Source organism: Azospirillum endophyticum (assembly GCF_016595245.1).
Lineage (GTDB): Bacteria > Pseudomonadota > Alphaproteobacteria > Azospirillales > Azospirillaceae > Azospirillum > Azospirillum endophyticum.
This window is the reverse complement of record NZ_JAENHM010000057.1, coordinates 1-15,941: the sequence shown is the minus strand read 5'-3', so window position 1 is coordinate 15,941 and position 15,941 is coordinate 1. Positions and strand designations below refer to the sequence as shown.

Genomic DNA, 15,941 nt, shown 5'->3' with positions numbered 1-15,941 from the left:
GCGAGCCGCAGTCCCCGGAATTTCCGATTTTGCGAGTGAAAGCGCTTCCGCAATACCTATGCGTGCGCCACAGTGGCGGCGCGGATGGGATGGCGGACTGGCCGCCATCCCCGCTGCGCACAAGGAGAACAGAGGATGAAGGAAATCCTCCAACTCCTGATCCTGGCGTTGGAGATCGTCAAGCATTTGCTTGATCTCTTCAGCTAGCATCGGGCTGGCGGGCAGGGGGGCGGAATCCCCCTGCCCGCCAAGCCTGATATTGCCCCATCCGTGCCTGTAGTCAACTGCCGCCATCAACCGCCGGTATAGGAACCTTTACGCCGCCAGCCCGCCGCCCAGCTCGATCCGCACCTCCACCACGCCGGGTTCGTCCAGGTTCTCCTTGCGGACGAATCCCAGGGCGCGGCACATGTTCAGCATGTTGGTGTTCTCGCGCAGGACCTCGCCATAGACTTCCCGGATGCCGCGCGAACGGGCGTAATCGAGGATCTTGTTCATCAGGATATAGCCCAGCCCTTGGCCCTTCATGTCGGACCGCACCATCACCGCATATTCGGCGCGGCGGTTGTCGGGATCGGCGGTGATGCGCACCACGCCGTACATGATGGTGTCGCCGGTCTGCGGGTCGGGGCCGACGGCGATCAGCCCCATCTCGCGGTCGTAGTCGATCTGGGTCAGCCGCGCCGCCGCCTGATGCGACAGCCGCTTCAGCGGCGCAAAGAAGCGCAGGCGCAGGTCTTCCGCCGTCTGGTTCTCCACCAGATGGTGCACCAGCGGCTCGTCCTCCGGCAGGATCGGGCGGACGAAGAACTGGCGTCCGTCCTTGATGGTGATGCGGTCCTCCAGCGCCTTGGGATAGGGGCGGATCGCCAGCCGGGCCGCTCCCGGCAGCGCCGGCACGCCCACCTTGATGCGGGCGTCCAGCGCCATCACGCCGTCGGCATCGGCCAGCAGCGGGTTGATGTCCAGCTCCGCGATCTCGGGGAAGTCGACCACCAGCTGGCTGACCTTGTTCAGGGTCAGCGCCACCGTGTCCAGATCGACCGCCGCGCGCGAGCGGTAGCCCTGGAGCTGCCGGTGGATGCGGGTGCGGCTCATCTGCTCGGCCGCCAGCTTCATGTTCAGCGGCGGCAGGGCCAGCGCGTAATCCTCCACCACCTCGACGCCGATGCCGCCCTCGCCGAACAGCAGGACCGGGCCGAACATCTCGTTCTCGGTCATGCCGACGATCAGCTCGTAGGCGTCGGGACGGACGGCCATTTCCTGCACGGTGAAGCCCTCGATCCGTGCCTCGGGCGCCAGCTCGGCGACGCGGGCCAGCATCGCCTCGGCCTCCTCCCTCACCTGATCCGGGCTGGTCAGGCCGAGCACGACGCCGCCGACGTCGGACTTGTGGGTGATGTCGTGCGACAGGATCTTCAGCGCGATCGGTCCGCCGATGACGCGGGCGGCGGTCGCCGCCTCCGCCGGCGTCTGGGCGACGCGGGTGTCGACCACCGGGATGCCGTAGGCGGCCAGCACGCGCTTGGCCTCATACTCGCTCAGCCACTCGCGCTTCTCGGCCATGGCGCGGGAGACCACCTTCTTCACGGTGATCTCGTCGGGCTGGAAATCCTCCGCCACCGACGGCGGGGTCTCCATCAGAAGCTGCTGGCTGCGGCGGTAGCGCACCAGATGCATGAAGGCGCGCACCGCGTCCGACGGGCCGCTGTAGGTCGGGATGCGGCCGTCGGCGAACAGCTTGCGCGCCCCCACCGCCGACTGGTCGCCGATCCAGCTGGTCAGCACCGGATGGCGGCGCGCCTTGTTGGCCTGCACCGTCTCCGCCACCGCCTGGGCGATGGCTTCGCTGTCGGTCAGGGCGGAGGGGCAGTGCAGGACCAGCACCGCGTCGTTGCCGGTGTCCTGCATCAGCGCGTTCAGCGCCTCGGCATAGCGCTTGGGCGTCGCGTCGGCGCCGATGCGCAGCGGGTTGCGGAAGGGCGCCCCGCCTGGCTGGGGGCCGAGCGGCCCTGCCAGCGCCTCCTGCGTCTCCGGCGCCAAAGCGGCGAGCCGGCCGCCGGCCTGGATCAGCTTGTCGGTGGCCATCACCCCCATGCCGCCGCCGTTGGTCAGGATCGCCAGCCGGTCGCCGGTGATCGGCACCCCGGTGCCCAGCGTGCCGGCGGCATCGAACAGTTCGGCCAGATCGTTCACCCGCAGCACGCCGGCGCGGCGGAACACCGCGTCGTAGACGGCGTCCGACACCGCCAGCGCCCCGGTGTGGGAAGCTGCGGCCTCCTGCGCTTCGTCCGACCGGCCGGCCTTGATGACGATCACCGGCTTCTGGCGCGAGGCGGACCGGGCGGCCGACATGAATTTGCGGGCATGCGTGATGCTCTCGATATAGAGCAGGATGGCGCGCACCGTGACGTCGCTGGCCAGATAGTCCAGCAGGTCGCCGAAATCGACGTCGCCGCGCTCGCCAAGCGACACCAGATGCGAGAAGCCGATGCCGCGCGAGGTCGCCCAGTCGGCGACGGAGGTCAGCACCATCGAGCTCTGCGCCACCAGCGCCACGTCGCCCTTGCGCGGCGCCACCGGCGCGAAGCTGGCGTTCATGCCGCGGGCCGGCACCATGGCGCCCAGGCTGTTCGGTCCCAGCACCCGCATCAGATAGGGCTTCGCCGTCTCCAGCATCGTCTGGATCTGGTCGGCCGACATGCCCTTGGTCATGACGATGGCGGCCTTGGTGCCGCGCTTGCCCAGCGCGTCGATGGTCGCCGCCACCGTATCGGGCGCCGTGCAGATGACGCCCAGATCCGGCGTGATCGGCAGGCTGTCCACCGTCTTGTAGGTCAGCACCCCTTCCACCGCGCGTTCGGTCGGGTTGACCGGCATCACCGGACCGTCGAAGCCGGCCTGGAACAGGTTGCGCGCCACCACGGCGCCCACCGTGCCCGGTTTGCGGCTGGCGCCGATCAGGGCGATCGAGGCGGGCTTGAACAGCTTGTCGAGGTTGCGAACGGTCATGACCGGATCCGGTGCTGGGATAGGCGCCGGTCCCAGTCTGCCACGGGACACCGACGGTTTTGATGACGAACAGCGCAAGCCCGGACTTTCATCCCCGCCATTTGCTGCGACGCAACATTAAGGGCTGGTATGACCATTGGGCAAGAGGCGTTTCGTCGCGCCGGTTCCGGTCGGGCGGTGCCCGTTCCGCTCAGCGGGACGACCGGCGCCACGCGTCGGCCGACACCGCCAGCGACAGCAGCCCCCACAGCACCAGATACTCCACCCCGCCCTTGGCCCAGTACCAGTTGACCCCCTTGGTGGCGAAGGTGGCATAGGCGGCCACCACCATGCAGCCGGCCGACAGCAGAGCGGTCCAGCGGGTGAAGAAGCCGCCGACGAGCGTCACCAGGGCCAGGGATTCGCAGAGGATGGCGAGGCCAAGGAACAGCGGCGCCGGCTCCAAGCCGGCCTTGGCGAAGAAGCCCAGGGAGGCATCGATGCCGCTCAGCTTCTGATAGATGTGCGGGGTGTAGAACAGGCCCAGGAGAATGCGCACCATGTTCATCGGCAGCGCCGGTGAGAAGCGGTCGGGCAGGATCGCCGGGCCGATCAGTGCAGCGAGCGGCGAGGTGTCGTGACCGGCATGAGAAACGCTGTTGTTTGCCAATCCAGTGGACATGATGATCAATCCTTACAATTTTAGAGGATCTTGCCCGTTTGGCTGGAAAGTCCCGGATGAGAATGCTGGCTGACAGGCAGGGGGCGGAGGAAGTCCGCGACACACACCCGGCCATTATTTGAGTTCTTTTGTTTCCATCAATGATCCAGCACAATTCGCCCGGACCGTGTTTGGGAGGATGTCATGAAGGTCGGAATCGTCGGGGCGGGGTTCGTCGGCAGCACCGCCGCCTTCGCCATGGTGACCACCGGCGCCGCGAGCGAGGTCGTGCTGGTCGACAGGGACGAGGCGCTGGCCCAGGCCCAGGCGCAGGACATCGCCCATGCCGTGCCTTTCACCCATGCCGTCACCGTCCGTGCCGGCTCCTACGCCGCGCTGGAGGGGGCCGGGGTGGTCGTGCTGTCGGCCGGCGTCGCCCAGAAGCCGGGCGAAACCCGGCTGGAACTGCTGGAACGCAATGCCAAGGTGTTCGGCGCCATCATCCCCGAAGTGCTGAAGGCCGCCCCCGACGCGGTTCTGCTGGTCGCCAGCAACCCGGTGGACGTGATGACGCAGATCGCCACCCGCATCAGCGGTCTGCCGCGCAACCGGATCATCGGCTCCGGCACCGTGCTCGACACCGCGCGTTTCCGCGCCCTGCTGGCCGAAAAGCTGGCGGTGACGCCGCGTTCCGTTCATGCCCATGTCGTCGGCGAGCATGGCGACTCGGAGGTCCTGCTGTGGTCGAGCGCCACCGTCGCCGGCCTGCCGGTCGAGCAGGCGGCCGGGCAGCTGCGCCGCAACCTGACGCCGGAGGACCGCGCCGCCATCGACGAGGGGGTGCGCCGGGCCGCCTACCGCATCATCAACGGCAAGGGCCATACCGCCTTCGGCATCGGCGGCGGGCTGGCCCGGCTGGTGTCGGCGATCGGCGCCGACGAACGGCTGGTGGCGACCTGCGCCATGCTGACCGACGAGGTCTGCGGCGTGCCGCAGGTGGTGTTGTCACTACCGCGCGTCATCGGCGCCGGCGGCGTGCACGAAACCATCCTGCCCAACCTGTCGGCGGAGGAGGAAACCGCCCTGCGCCGCAGCGCCGAGATCCTGAAGGAGGCCGCCGACGGCGTCGAGCGACGCATGGGTTGGAGCGGCTGACGCCGCGTGGGCTAGACCGGTTGACGCTACCCCAGATGATCCACCAGCCCTGCGGCCAGCCCGTCGAAGACGGCGCGGCAGCGGGGGGTGGAGCGCAGATCCTCGTGCATGGCGACCCACATGCCCATCGGCATGTCGAAGGCGTCGGCCAGCACCCGCCGGAGGTCCGGGTTCCGCCGCGCCAGCGGCACCTGGCAGATGCCGATGCCGAACCCGGCCTCGATGGCCGCCAACTGGGCCAGATGGCTGTCGGAGCGCAGGGCGAAGCGGGGCAGGGCGATGGCCGGCGCCCGCCGCAGCATGGCGCGGATGTCCGGCGTCTCGCGGTCGAAGCCGATCAGGCTGTGGCGGGCCAGATCGTCCGGGTGTTGCGGAACACCGTGGCGGTCGAGGTAGTCGCGGTGGGCGTGCATGCCGACCGTGATGACGCCGATCCGCCGCACCAGCAGCGCCTGCTGTTCCGGCTCCACCATGCGGACGGCGACGTCGGCGTCGCGCTGCAACAGATCGTCGATGGTGTTGGACAGCACCAGCTCGATCTCCAGCGCCGGATGGCGGGCGCGCAGGCCGGCCAGGATCGCCGGCAGGATGCGGGCGCCCACCACCTCGCTGGCGGTGACCCGCACGGTGCCGCGCACCTCCGACCCCAGACCCGAGGCGGTGCGCCACAGGCCGGACGCCGCGGCGTCCAGCGCCTCCGCCTGCGGCTTCAAGGCCAGCGCCGCGTCGGTCGGGTCCAGCCCGCGCGGCGAGCGCACGAACAGGCTGCCGCCGACCGCTGCCTCCAGCGCCGCGACATGGCGGGCCAGCGTCGGTTGCGTCAACCCCAGGGCGCGCGCCGCCGCCGACAGCGATCCTTCGCGGATCACCGCCAGGAAACTGCGGTAGAGGTCCCAGCTCGGCGGAAGTGAGGTCATCGATTTCAGTATAGCCACCCGCCGGAGTTCGACAATTCCGTTCAGCCGGGGTCCGCCCCATCCTTACGCCATCACCGGGCGGACAGCGATGGAGGCAGCGATGGAGGCGGCGATAGTGGGGCAGGCGACCGGCACGGGCAGGACCGCCCTGGTCCTGGGGGCGACCGGCGGGGTCGGCGGCGAGATGGCGCGGGCGCTGGCGGCGCGCGGCTGGTCGGTGCGTGGCCTGCGGCGCAAGCCGGCGGCGGAACCGCAGCCCAACGGGCGGCCGGACGGCATCGACTGGATCGTCGGCGACGCGATGAACGCCGCCGATGTGGCTGCGGCGGCCGAGGACGCTGCCCTGATCGTCCATGCGGTCAACCCGCCCGCCTACCGGCATTGGGACCGGTTGGTTCTACCCATGCTCGACAACAGCATCGCCGCGGCCCGCGCCAACCGCGCCCGCATCCTGCTGCCGGGCACCGTCTACAATTACGGTCCCGACGTCTTCCCGCTGATCCCGGAGACGGCGGCGCAGAACCCGACGACCCGCAAGGGCGCCATCCGGGTGGAGATGGAGCGCCGCCTGCATCTTGCGGCGGGGCAGGGGGCGAAGCTGTTGATCCTACGTAGTGGTGACTTCTTTGGCCCGCGAGCCGGCAGCAGTTGGTTCAGCCAGGGCTTGCTGTCGCCCGGCAAGCCGCCGACCCGGATCAACCAGCCGGGGCGGCCGGGAATCGGCCATCAATGGGCCTATCTGCCCGACGTGGCGGAGACGGCGATGCGGTTGCTCGACCGCGAGGCGGAGCTGGGCGACGACGCAGTCTTCCACATGGGCGGCCATTGGGATGCCGACGGCGGCGGGATGGTCGCGGCCATCGCCCGCGCGCTGGGGGACCCCGGCCTGCCGGTGCGGCGGATGCCCTGGTGGGCGGTGCGGCTGGGCGGTCTGGCGGTGTCGCTGCTCCGCGAGATCAGCGAGATGCGCTATCTGTGGCAAAGGCCGGTGCGGCTCGACAACCGCCGCCTGCTGGCCTTCCTCGGCGAGGAACCGCACACGCCGCTGGATCTGGCCGTACGCCGGACGCTGGAAGGGCTGGGCCATCTCCCCGCGCAGCCGGCGGACGGCCCCGAACCCGATCGGACGTTATTCGGCAGCCATCGGCATCAGGATCAGGCGTCCGATCAGGTCGGTTTTGGCTGAGGCATGCTGGATGTCGTAGCCGACCGGCTCGCCGTCGGCGCCATAATCGACCATCACGTCGGGTTCGATCTCGTCCGTCCGTTTCGAGGGGAGCGGACGAACCTCGATATACAGGCTGTCGGTGCCGGGATCGTAGCTGGTTTTCATCATCGACGGCCGGATTGGCCGCTGTGCTGGGTTGATCGTCGGATATGGAGAGCCCTTCTTCCGAAACGTAAAGCTATCGCATGAGGCTCCCTCTCCCGCCCCGGGAGAGGGAAGGGGCCCGCCGCGAAGCGGTGGGAAGGGTGAGGGGTAATCCAAGGAACCATGCGGTTCCGGATTCTCGCCCTACCCCTCACCCTCCCCACTTCGTGGGTCCCCTCCCTCTCCCGGGGCGGGAGAGGGCGATTCTCGCCGAATGCAATTGCGTTCCCGCAAGGGGAGAAGGGCTACCGGAACGAGCCGATGCCTTTTCAGACATCGGCTCGCCCAAACAGAACAACCCTCAGACCACCGGACCCGGGGTGCCCTTGTTGGCTTCCAGGGCGCGGGCCAGGCCTTCCTCGATCTTCTTGGCGGCCTCTTCGGCGTTGCCCCAGCCGCGGACCTTCACCCACTTGTTCTTCTCGAGATCCTTGTAATGCTCGAAGAAGTGGGCGATCTGCTCGGTCACGATGGCCGGCAGGTCGGTGTAGTTCTTCACGTCGGTGTAGAACGGGTGCAGCTTGTCGACCGGAACGGCCAGCAGCTTCTCGTCCTCGCCGGCCTCGTCCTCCATGTACAGGACGCCGATGGGGCGCGAGCGCAGGACCGCGCCCGGGACGACGCCGTGCTGGCCGACGACGCAGACGTCCACCGGATCGCCGTCACCCGACAGGGTGTGCGGGATGAAGCCGTAGTTGCAGGGATAGAACATCGCGGTGTGCAGGAAACGGTCGACGAACACCGCGCCGGAGTCCTTGTCGACCTCATACTTCACCGGCTGGCCGCCGATCGGGATCTCGATGACGACGTTGACGTCCCAGGGCAGGTTCTTGCCCGCGGCGAGCTTGCTCAGATCCATGTATCGCGTTCCTTCGACTGGCGTATTCAGGGCACATTCTTGTTTTGGCGCCGATGCCCGGTCCGGCGCCACGCGGGGCCGGAGTTTAGGCGGAACGCCGGGCGAGTCCAAGGAACTTGCGCGGGCTCTTGCGCAGGTGCGGCAAAGCGGCAACCCTGCCGGTCATGACCCGCCCGATCCTGCTTCTCCTCACCCTTCTGGCCCTGCTGGCGCCCCAACCGGGACGGGCCGAATCGCCGCATCACGGCATCGCCATGCATGGCGACCTTGCCCTGCCGCCGGACTTCGCCGCCTTTCCCTACGTCAATCCGGCGGCGCCCAAGGGCGGGACCATCCGGCAGGCGGTGACCGGCAGTTTCGACAGCCTGCATCCGCACATCGTCAAGGGCGTGCCGGCGCTGGGGCTCGGCTACGTCTTCGAGACGCTGCTGACGCGGTCGTGGGACGAGCCCTTCTCGCTCTACGGCCTGCTGGCCGACCGGGTGGAAGTCGCCGACGACCGCTCGTCCGTCACCTTCCACATCGACCCCAAGGCGCGCTGGCAGGACGGGACGCCGGTGACCGCCGCCGACGTGCTGTTCTCGCTGGAGGCGCAGCGGACGCACGGCACGCCCAACCGCCGCCTGTTCTACGCCAAGGTCGCGGCGGCCGGGGCGCCCGACCCGCAGACCGTCCGCTTCGCCTTCTCTCCGGACGCCGCCGGAACCATCGACCGCGAGATGCCGCTGCTGATGGGGCTGATGCCGATCCATTCCAAGGCCTACTGGTCCGGCCGCGACTTCAGCCGCACGACGCTGGAGCCGATCCTGGGCAGCGGCCCCTACCGCGTCGCCGCGGTCGATCCCGGCCGCCGCATCGTCTACGAGCGGGTGCGCGACTATTGGGGCCGCGACCTGCCCTCCCGCGTCGGCCAGTTCAACGCCGACCGGCTGGAGTTCGACTATTACCGCGACGATTCGGTGGCGCTGGAAGCCTTCAAGGCCGGGCAGGGAGACGTTCGTTACGAAAGCGATCCGGCCAAATGGGCCACCGGCTACGACGGCCCCGCCTTGCGCGACGGCCGCATCGTCCGGGAGGAGGTGCCGAACCACCGCCCCGAACCGGCCCGCGGCCTGATCTTCAACACCCGGCGGCCGCTGTTCGCCGATGTCCGGGTGCGCCGGGCGCTGGGGATGGCGCCGGACTTCGACTGGATCGGCCGCAACCTGTTCCACGGCCTGCTGACCCGCACCGCCAGCTATTACCCCAACTCCGAGCTTGCCGCCCGCGGCCTGCCGGAGGGGGAGGAGTTGCAGGCGCTCGAGCCCTTCCGCGACCGCCTGCCGCCCGACCTGTTCACCAAGCCCTTCACCCTGCCAGACGCCGGCAATGGCAACGGCCCGACCAGCCTGCGCGCCAACCGTCGCGAGGCGCTGAGACTGCTGGAGCAGGCCGGCTGGCGGGTGCGCGACGGCCGGCTGGCGGATGCGGCGGGAAATCGTTTCGCCTTCGAAATCCTGCTGTCCGATCCGTCGGAGGAGCGGGTGGCGCTGGAGTTCGCCCGTTCGCTGGAACCGCTGGGGATCGAGGCCCGCGTCCGCACGGTGGACAGCGCCCAGTTCCAGGCCCGGTTGGAGCATTTCGATTTCGATATGACCTTGCGCTGGTGGGCGTCCACCCTGTCGCCGGGCAACGAGCAGCTCTATTATTACGGATCCGATGCGGCGGCGCAGGAGGGGAGCCGCAACCTCGCCGGCATCCGCGACCCGGTGGTCGATGCGCTCGCCCGCTCCATCGCCGCCACGACCACGCGGGGCGCCCTGGTCGGCCGGGTGCGGGCGCTCGATCGGGTTCTGCTGTGGGGACAGTACATGGTCCCGCTGTACCACAGCCCGGCCGACCGCATCGCCCGCTGGGCGACCCTGCACCGTCCCGCCGTCACCCCGCTCTACGGCCCGATGCTGGAAAGCTGGTGGGTGGAATAGGCGCAGGGCTTCGCTTGCGCTCTTCTCCGCCGCACCGCATCATCGCGGCAAAGAGACCGTCGGTAACGACGAGACGGGGGAGTTTGCCAACCATGCCGACCGCCAAGCCGCGCTTCACCCTGGCTGCCGCCGTAGCCGTGGCGCTCGTCGCCACATCCCTGACGGCAACGGCCCAGCCGCGCACCGACCTCGTCGTCGGCATGGCGCTGGAGCCGCCGCATCTCGATCCCACCGCCGGTGCGGCCGGCGCCATCAAGGAAGTCACCTACGCCAACCTGTTCGAACCGCTGCTGCGCGTCGATGCCGACGGCAGGCTGATCCCCGGCCTGGCGGAGCGCTGGACGGTGTCGGAGGACGGGCTGACCTACCGCTTCAGCCTGCGCCCGAATGCCAAGTTCCATGACGGCACGGCCGCCGATTCCGCCGACGTGAAGTTCACGCTCGACCGCGCCCGCGCCGCCGATTCGGTGAATGCCCAGAAGGCCTATTTCGCCCCGATCGCCAAGGTGGAGACGCCCGACCCGCACACGGCGGTCGTCACCCTGTCGCGTCCCGACGGCCTGTTCCTGTTCCACATGGCGAGCGGCGACGCCGCCATCGTCGCCCCGGAATCGGCGGCGACCAACAAGCAGAAGCCGGTCGGCACCGGTCCCTTCCGCTTCGACCGCTGGGTCGCCGGCGACCGCGTCGTGCTGGTCCGCAACCCCGACTATGACGGCGTCCAGCCGAAGCTCGACCGCGTCACCTTCCGCTTCGTCAGCGACCCCGCTGCCCAGGTGGCGGCGCTGAAGGCCGGCGACATCGACGCCTTCACCCTGTTCAGCACCTACGAGGCGCTGCCGGAATTCCGCAGCGACCCGAACTTCACGGTGACGGTCGGTTCGACGGAAGGCGAGACGATCCTGTCGACCAACAACGCCCGCAAGCCCTTCGACGACGTCCGCGTCCGCCGCGCCATGGCCCACGCCATCGACCGCCAGACGCTGATCGAGGGCGTGCTCTACGGCAACGGCGTCGCCATCGGCAGCCATTTTCCGCCGCACCGCGAGGGCTATGTCGACCTGACCGGGATGTATCCCTACGACCCGGCCAAGGCGAAGGCTCTGCTGGCCGAAGCGGGATATCCCAACGGCTTCGACACCACGCTGCGCCTGCCGCCGCCGCCCTACGCCCGGCGCGGCGGCGAACTGGTCGCCGCCATGCTGGCCGAGGTCGGCATCCGCGCGAAGATCGAGCCGGTGGAATGGGCGGCCTGGCTGGAGAAGACGTTCAAGGGCAAGGATTACGACCTGACCATGATCGCCCATACCGAGCCGCTGGACATCGACATCTACGCCCGCCCCGACTACTACTTCAATTACAAGAGCGAGCGCTTCAACGGCCTGAACGACGAGCTGAACCGCATCCAGGATCCGGCCAGGCGCAACGCCCTCTACGGCGAGGAGCAGAAGGTGCTGGCGGAGGACGCGGTCAACGGCTTCCTCTTCATGCTGCCCTCGGTGACGGTGCAGAAGGCGAAGCTCACCGGCATGTGGGTGAACCGCCCGGTCCAGGCCAACGACGTCACCGGCGTCTCCTGGAAGTAAGGCCAAGTAGGTAAGGATAGCCCCCGCGTGCTTGCGTTCCTGCTGCGACGGCTGGCCAGCCTGATCGTCACCGTCTGGCTGGCCAGCATCGCGGTCTTCGCGGTGCTGCAGCTGGTTCCCGGCGATCCGGCGCTGCTGATGCTGGGCGTCAACGCCCAGCCCGACACGCTGGCCGCGCTGCGCGGCCAGATGGGGCTCGACCAGCCCGTCCTGACCCGCTACCTGCACTGGGCCGGCGATCTTGCCCGCGGCGATCTCGGCGTCAGCCTGACCTATGCCCGTCCCGTGGCCGAGCTGGTGGCGGAGCGGCTGGCGGTGACCCTGCCGCTGGCCCTGCTGTCGCTGATCCTCAGCACCGTCGCCGCCCTGCCGCTCGGCCTGCTGGCGGCGGCGCGGCGGGGGCGGGGCGGCGACTGGGCGGTGTTGGGCTTCGCGCAGCTGGGCGTGTCGATGCCCAGCTTCTGGATCGCCATCCTGCTGATCCTGCTGTTCTCGCTGACCCTGCACTGGTTCCCGGCCGGCGGTTTCCCCGGCTGGGGCGGCGGCGTCGGTCCGGCGCTGCACGCGCTGTTGCTGCCGGCGCTGGCGCTGGCGGTGCCGGAGGCCGCCATCCTCGCCCGCGTCACCCGCACCGCCGTGCTCGACACGCTGGGCGAGGACCATGTCCGCACCGCCCGCGCCAAGGGGGTGGGGCGCATGGCGGTGCTGCTGCGCCACGCCCTGCCCAACGCCCTGATCCCGGTGGCGACGGTGCTGGGCCTGCAGATCTCCTTCCTCGTCGCCGGGGCGGTTGTGGTGGAGAATGTCTTCACCCTGCCGGGGCTGGGCCGGCTGCTCTATCAGGCCATCGGCCAGCGCGACCTGATCGTGGTGCAGGGGGTGGTCGTGCTGCTGGCGCTGTTCGTCGTGGTGGTGAACGCCCTGGTCGACATCGCCTGCGCCTTGGCCGACCCGCGGCCGAAAGGCGGAGAGTCGTGAGGCGGAAACTGCCCCTCTCCCTCCGTTTCGGCGCTGCGCTGACCTTGCTGCTGGTCGCCATGGCGCTGCTGTCGCTGCTGTGGACGCCCTATCCGGCGGAACAGGTGCGGGTGGTCGCCCGGTTGAGGCCGCCCGATGCCGACCATTGGCTCGGCACCGACCATTTCGGGCGCGACGTGCTGTCGATGATCATGGTCGGCGCCCGCAACTCGCTGGCGGTCGGCGCGGCGGCGGTCGGGCTGGGCCTGCTGGCCGGCGTGCCGCTCGGTCTGCTGGCCGCCGCGCTGGGGCGCTGGGGGGACGAGGCGGTGGCGCGGCTGGGCGATCTGGTCTTCGCCTTCCCGGCCGTGCTGACGGCGATCCTGCTGACCGCGGCGCTGGGGGCGGGGGCGATCAACGTCGTTGTCGCGCTGGCGCTGTTCAACGCCGCGGTGCTGGCCCGCGTCACCCGCGGCGCGGCGCTGGCGGTGTGGCGGCGGCCCTTCGTCGGGGCGGCGCTGGCGCTGGGGCGGGGGCCTTTGTCGGCGACGCTGGTCCATGTGCTGCCCAACATCGCCGGCATCGTCGTGGTCCAGGCGACGATCCTGTTCGCCGTCGCCATCGTCAACGAGGCGGCGCTGAGCTATCTCGGCCTCGGCATCCAGCCGCCTAGCCCGAGCTGGGGCAAGATGCTGGGCGACGCCCAGACCCACCTGTTCAATTCCCCCTTGCAGGCGGTCTTCCCCGGCGTCGCCATTGCGCTCAGCGTCATGGGGCTGACGATGCTGGGCGACGGCCTGCGCGACTGGCTCGATCCGCGGCACCGGTCTTCGGGGGTGCTGTGAAGGCGGACGGTGAGGTTAGACCCCCACCTAACCTCCCCCGCTGGGCGGGGGAGGGACTGCCGCCACTCTCCCGCATCAGCACCAGTCCCCTCCCCCGCCCAGCGGGGGAGGATTAAGGTGGGGGGGTAACTTTGCTCAAATTCCCGCCTCCTCACCCCACCTGCCGCGTCCGCTCCGACAGCTCGATCAGGTCCATCAGCTCGTTGCTCTTCCAATAGCGCGACTTGCCGACTTCCGTGCGGGCGGTGGCGACGAGGTCGTCGATGATCGCCTGCTCCTCGGCACCCAGCGTACCGCCGCGCTCCAGCCGGTGCGACAGCAGGCGGGTCATGTTGTGGCTGAAGGTAGGGATCCAGGCGCTGACGCGCTGGCCGAACACCCCGGCGATGGCGTCGATGCGCAGGAGATGCTCCATCCGCTCGTCCAGCGGGTCGGTCTCCTCGAACTTCATCGCCCTCTCGACGTTGGCGCGCAGCTCCTCCAGCAGGGTCTCGCGCCACTTCACCAGATCGTAGGTCTCGAAGCCGAAGTCGCGCGACATCGCCTGCCAGCGCCACAGCAGCCGGTCGAGCCAAATGACGTCGGCATGGTCGATGACCGGCTGGCGCCGGGCGGCGGCGGCCTGGGCCGAGCGCTCCATCGCCACCGCGGTGACCCGCGCGCCGATGATCTTCGCCGCCTGGGTCCAGGCGTTGCGGAAAGCCGGCTCGCTGCGCCGGTCCTCCATCAGCCCGGCGGAGGTCGCGGCATGGACCAGCTGGTCCAGCCGTTGCACCAGCGCTTCCAGCCGCGCCTTCTCCTTGGCGCTGGGCCGGATGGCGGAGCCGGGGACCCGGTCGTTCAGCTTGAGCACGGCGGTCAACGCCGCGGTCAGGGCGCGGGTGACGCCGATGAAATGCCCGGTCAGCGCCGAGGTCATGGCGTCGCCGCGGCTGGGATCGACGCCGCTCTGCCGGATATAGAGCGCGGCCACCGGATAGTTGCGCTTCACCGACAGGACCGACAGCGGCAGCAGGCTGGCCAGATCGTCGCCGCAGCGGTCGCGCAGCTGGTCCGTCGCGTCCAGCAGCAGGTCGGCCAGCCGGTTCGCCTCCACCTCGCCGCTGCAGGAGGCCGGGAACTCCTCCAGCCGCTCGGCGACCGGCTTCAGCGGCCCTTCGGCATTGGCCAGCACCAGATGCATCAGCCGCAGCGTGCCGAGGTCGATGTGCGGCGTCTTTTCCAGGAAGCCCGACATCAGGCGGGTGCGGCGCGGCCGATTGCGCGACATGCCGGCCAGCAGCTCCTCCACCGCCTTCTTGTTCGCCAGCACGGCGTCCAGATGCTTCACCGAGGCGACGCGCATCCGCTCCCTCATCACCATGGCGACGGGGGAGCGCAGGATGCGGTCGATCACGTCGCCGCGCGCCATCTCGTCCAGCGTCTCCTGCGCCTCCACCGCCAGCAGCGGGAAGGCGTCGCGGCTCAGCGCCTCCCACAGGGCGCCGACGTCGACCCGTTGCAACATGCCGGGGAGGACGACGCCGCCGTGGAACAGCACGTCGTCGTCGATCAGGAAGGCTTCGAACAGGTTGGTGAACAGGCGCCGGGCGCGGTTGGTGCGCTGGCGGTTCAGATACTCGATGACATACTGGCGGACGAGCTGGACCCGGTCGGTCGGCTCGCTGTCCATGCCTTCGATCTCGCTCAGCAGGCTGTAGACGAGGCTGGCCGGCAGCCGCGTCACCAGGGCGTCGATCTTCTGCCGCAGCTCGTCCTGGTGCGGCTCTTCACGCTGGTGGTCGAAGGCCCGCTGCGGGTCGAAGGGGCGCAGGTCGCCGGTCATTTCGTCGGTCATGCGCGGGCCGCCACGCGATGTTGAAAGGCGCTGGCGGGCGCTGGCGCGCCGCCACGCGTCATTTGGGACGCAAACGGTAAATTATTGTGTAATGAACCGGGATGCGGCGCCTGATAGGGCGCGGCCCCCGCCGGATGCGGGCGGCCGCGCCGCGACCGGGAATGCTCAGCCGTTGCGCAGCTTGGCGATCGGCTGCGAGAACTGCAGCTCGATGTCCCAGGGGAAATGGATCCAGGTGTCCTGGCTGACTTCGGTGATGAAGGTGTCGACCAGCGGCCGGCCCGCCGGCTTGGCGTAGACGGTGGCGAAATGTGCCTTGGGCAGCATCTTGCGCACGACTTCCGCCGTCTTTCCGGTGTCGACCAGGTCGTCGATGATCAGCCAGCCCTCGCCGTCGCCGGCATTGGCGCCCTCGACGCCCTTCAGCACCGTCGCGTTGCGCTGCTGCTGGTGGTCGTAGCTGGAGACGCAGACGGTGTCGATCATGCGGATTTCCAGCTCGCGCGCGATGATCGCCGCCGGAACCATGCCGCCGCGCGTGATCGCGATGATGCCCTTCCACGGGCCGCGGTCGATCAGGCGCCAGGCCAGCGCCTTGGCATTGCGGTGGAGCTCTTCCCAGGACACCGGGAAATGCTTGTTGAAGGGGGCTTCGGCCACGGGACTGACTCCAAAAACGGCAAGGGGACTGTATACCCCAGCCGCCGCCGCCCGGCAATCGGGGGCGATTCGGGGGCAGGGCTCCGAAGCCGGGTTAACAGCGGTTTACGAACGTCGAAGTTTCTGATTCGGTGGAG

At 69.3% G+C, this 15,941-nt stretch carries 13 protein-coding genes; 6 read left to right on the top strand and 7 right to left on the bottom strand.

Translation table 11 applies throughout. The features are described from left to right. Positions 1-315: 315 nt before the first annotated feature. Positions 316-3,012, bottom strand: a complete 2,697-nt coding sequence (locus JHL17_RS18010) for a bifunctional acetate--CoA ligase family protein/GNAT family N-acetyltransferase (RefSeq protein ID WP_200195093.1) — start codon at positions 3,010-3,012, stop codon at positions 316-318. Positions 3,013-3,202: 190 nt separating this feature from the next. Continuing rightward, on the bottom strand, positions 3,203-3,673 hold the full coding sequence (locus tag JHL17_RS18005; protein WP_200195091.1) for a DoxX family protein: 471 nt from the start codon (positions 3,671-3,673) through the stop codon (positions 3,203-3,205). Positions 3,674-3,856: 183 nt separating this feature from the next. On the opposite strand from JHL17_RS18005, the gene JHL17_RS18000 reads away from it, so the two are divergent. Then, a complete protein-coding gene (locus JHL17_RS18000) occupies positions 3,857-4,807 on the top strand; it encodes an L-lactate dehydrogenase (RefSeq protein ID WP_200195089.1) in 951 nt (316 codons plus the stop codon). Between the two features lie 26 nt (positions 4,808-4,833). Here the strand turns inward: JHL17_RS18000 and JHL17_RS17995 are convergent, their stop codons facing one another. Beyond that, a complete protein-coding gene (locus JHL17_RS17995) occupies positions 4,834-5,724 on the bottom strand; it encodes a LysR family transcriptional regulator (RefSeq protein ID WP_200195087.1) in 891 nt (296 codons plus the stop codon). Between the two features lie 100 nt (positions 5,725-5,824). On the opposite strand from JHL17_RS17995, the gene JHL17_RS17990 reads away from it, so the two are divergent. After that, complete coding sequence (locus tag JHL17_RS17990) at positions 5,825-6,910, top strand: NAD(P)H-binding protein (RefSeq protein ID WP_200195085.1); 1,086 nt, start codon at positions 5,825-5,827, stop codon at positions 6,908-6,910. On the opposite strand, the gene JHL17_RS17985 is transcribed toward JHL17_RS17990, so the two are convergent. Then, the gene (locus JHL17_RS17985; protein ID WP_200195083.1) at positions 6,854-7,060 is read right to left on the bottom strand and encodes a DUF2283 domain-containing protein; all 207 of its coding nucleotides are present in this window, start codon (positions 7,058-7,060) and stop codon (positions 6,854-6,856) included. The two genes, JHL17_RS17990 and JHL17_RS17985, sit on opposite strands and share 57 nt — an antisense overlap. Positions 7,061-7,397: 337 nt before the next feature. Then, positions 7,398-7,955 (bottom strand): inorganic diphosphatase, encoded by a 558-nt coding sequence (ppa, locus tag JHL17_RS17980; protein WP_200195081.1) that lies wholly within the window; start codon positions 7,953-7,955, stop codon positions 7,398-7,400. Positions 7,956-8,119: 164 nt separating this feature from the next. Between ppa and JHL17_RS17975 the strand changes: the two genes are divergently transcribed. From JHL17_RS17975 to JHL17_RS17960, 4 genes are all read left to right on the top strand, one after another. Beyond that, the gene (locus JHL17_RS17975; RefSeq protein ID WP_200195079.1) at positions 8,120-9,919 is read left to right on the top strand and encodes an extracellular solute-binding protein; all 1,800 of its coding nucleotides are present in this window, start codon (positions 8,120-8,122) and stop codon (positions 9,917-9,919) included. Positions 9,920-10,011: 92 nt separating this feature from the next. Continuing rightward, positions 10,012-11,505: an ABC transporter substrate-binding protein gene (locus JHL17_RS17970; protein ID WP_200195077.1), complete on the top strand. Its 1,494-nt coding sequence runs from the start codon at positions 10,012-10,014 to the stop codon at positions 11,503-11,505. 27 nt (positions 11,506-11,532) lie between these two features. Next, positions 11,533-12,483, top strand: a complete 951-nt coding sequence (locus JHL17_RS17965; protein ID WP_200195075.1) for an ABC transporter permease subunit — start codon at positions 11,533-11,535, stop codon at positions 12,481-12,483. Beyond that, positions 12,480-13,307: an ABC transporter permease subunit gene (locus JHL17_RS17960; protein ID WP_200195073.1), complete on the top strand. Its 828-nt coding sequence runs from the start codon at positions 12,480-12,482 to the stop codon at positions 13,305-13,307. The genes JHL17_RS17965 and JHL17_RS17960 overlap by 4 nt, the downstream gene beginning before the upstream one ends. A 151-nt stretch (positions 13,308-13,458) precedes the next feature. Here JHL17_RS17960 and JHL17_RS17955 read toward each other — a convergent pair whose 3' ends face one another. After that, entirely contained in the window at positions 13,459-15,144 is a 1,686-nt protein-coding gene (locus JHL17_RS17955) for a hypothetical protein (protein ID WP_200195071.1), read from the bottom strand. A 165-nt stretch (positions 15,145-15,309) separates the two neighbouring features. After that, positions 15,310-15,804: a xanthine phosphoribosyltransferase gene (gene gpt, locus JHL17_RS17950; protein WP_158282014.1), complete on the bottom strand. Its 495-nt coding sequence runs from the start codon at positions 15,802-15,804 to the stop codon at positions 15,310-15,312. Between the last annotated feature and the right edge of the window lie 137 nt (positions 15,805-15,941).